Genomic DNA, 1,725 nt, shown 5'->3' on the forward strand with positions numbered 1-1,725 from the left:
GCACCTACGAACTGCTGCCCGGCGCGGTGTACACCGACGAGCTGCTGCTGACCTGTGCTGACCTGGGCAACGTCCTGGTTGGTCTGCGCGTCACGGACGAGGCCGGAAACGTCAACTACTGCTGGCTCGAAGTACTGGTGGAAGACAAGGCCCGCCCGGTCTGTTTTGCTCCGGCTCCGGTCAACATCAGCTGCATTGCCTACAACGCTGAACTTCCCGCCGACATCAATGAGGCTACCGACGAGGAGCTGGACGCTGCCTTCGGTGCGGCTACCGGCCTTGACAACTGTGAGGTAACGATCACCCAGACGATCAGCGGTGACGTGAACAGCTGTGGTGTTGGCCAGTTTACCCGTGTCTTCACGGCCACTGACGGCCAGGGCCTGACCAACGCTGCTGCTTGTACGCAGCGCATCACGGTCTACGGCATCCACGACTACACGCTGACCTTCCCCACGGATGAGGAAGCTGACTGTGCCGTAGTTCCCGACTACGACGGCATCGGCATCGACGAGCGTGCCTGTGACCTGATCACGATCAACCCCAGCGTGGATACCTTCCGCACGACGGGTACGGCTTCCGAGGAGTGCTTCAAGCTGGAAGTTACTTACGACATCATCAACTGGTGTGAGTACAACAGCATCGGCCAGGCTTACCTGATCCCCCGGGATCGCGAGGGTGACCGCAACCCCGAAACGGAGCTGATGTACCTGCACGTACGTCCTGGTGTTAGCCAGACGACGACGGCTGACGACATCGCCTGGTTGAGCAAGTTCGCTGACCTGAACTACAACCCCGGCTTCCCGCAGTTCGATATCCTGCTGGATAACGGCGACGACAACGACGGTGACGACGACGACAATGGCGATGACAACATCGACAGCGACGAGTACGCTCAGGATGCTAGCCGTGGCTTCTTCCGCTACGTACAGTTCATCAAGATCTACGACGAAGTTGAGCCGGTGGTTAACGTTATGGAGCCCGCGGAGTGCTTCGCCGGTATCGGTCCCGACAACTGTGTTGCTGAGGTAACGCTGACCTTCGAGGCCTTCGACGAGTGCTCTGAGGTGGACATCAGCGTTGAGCTTGATGCGGACTACGCCGGAGTACCGACGTCCTTCGAGCGCACGCGCTTCCTGACGACCAGCGAAGTGGTGGCCAACGGTGATGATACCTACACCGTTCGCCTGAGCGGTATCCCGGTCGGTAACCACGCCCTGCGCATCCGCGCCGGTGACGGTTGTGGAAACTTCGACGTGGACATCCTCGAGTTCTGCGTGACGCCGGACAAGGCTCCGACCCCGATCTGTATCCAGACGCTGACGGTCACGCTGATGCCGGACGGTAACGGTGGCGGCATGGCGGCCATCTGGGCTACGGACTTCATCGCCTCCGACGTAACGGATTGCTTCGGCAACGTGATCGACAAGTACAGCATCTACACCGAAGAAGAAGCTAACGAAGCGGGCTTTGTACCGGTCGTTGGCCGTCTGGGCATTGACCTGACGTGTGAGGACTTCGGAGAGGACGTGAGCGTACGGGTGTACGCCATCGACAATGCGGGCAACGCCGACTACTGTTCGGTGGTCCTCGAAGTACAGGCCTTCCAGGACGGACTGTGTGAGGGCAGCAGTGGCTCGCTCTCTGGTCTGATCACTACCCAGGACGACGACGTGATGGGTGGCGTTGAGGTAACGCTTACGGGTGATAACAACATGGACGAGA

General features: G+C 59.7%; 1 pseudogene. It reads left to right on the forward strand.

From position 1 onward, the window contains the following. Positions 1-1,725, forward strand: a pseudogene (locus tag E1J53_RS24055) (hypothetical protein); the annotation flags it as partial.

The sequence above is a fragment of the Lewinella sp. W8 genome (assembly GCF_004375085.3).
In the GTDB taxonomy this organism is placed as follows: Bacteria; Bacteroidota; Bacteroidia; order Chitinophagales; family Saprospiraceae; genus Neolewinella.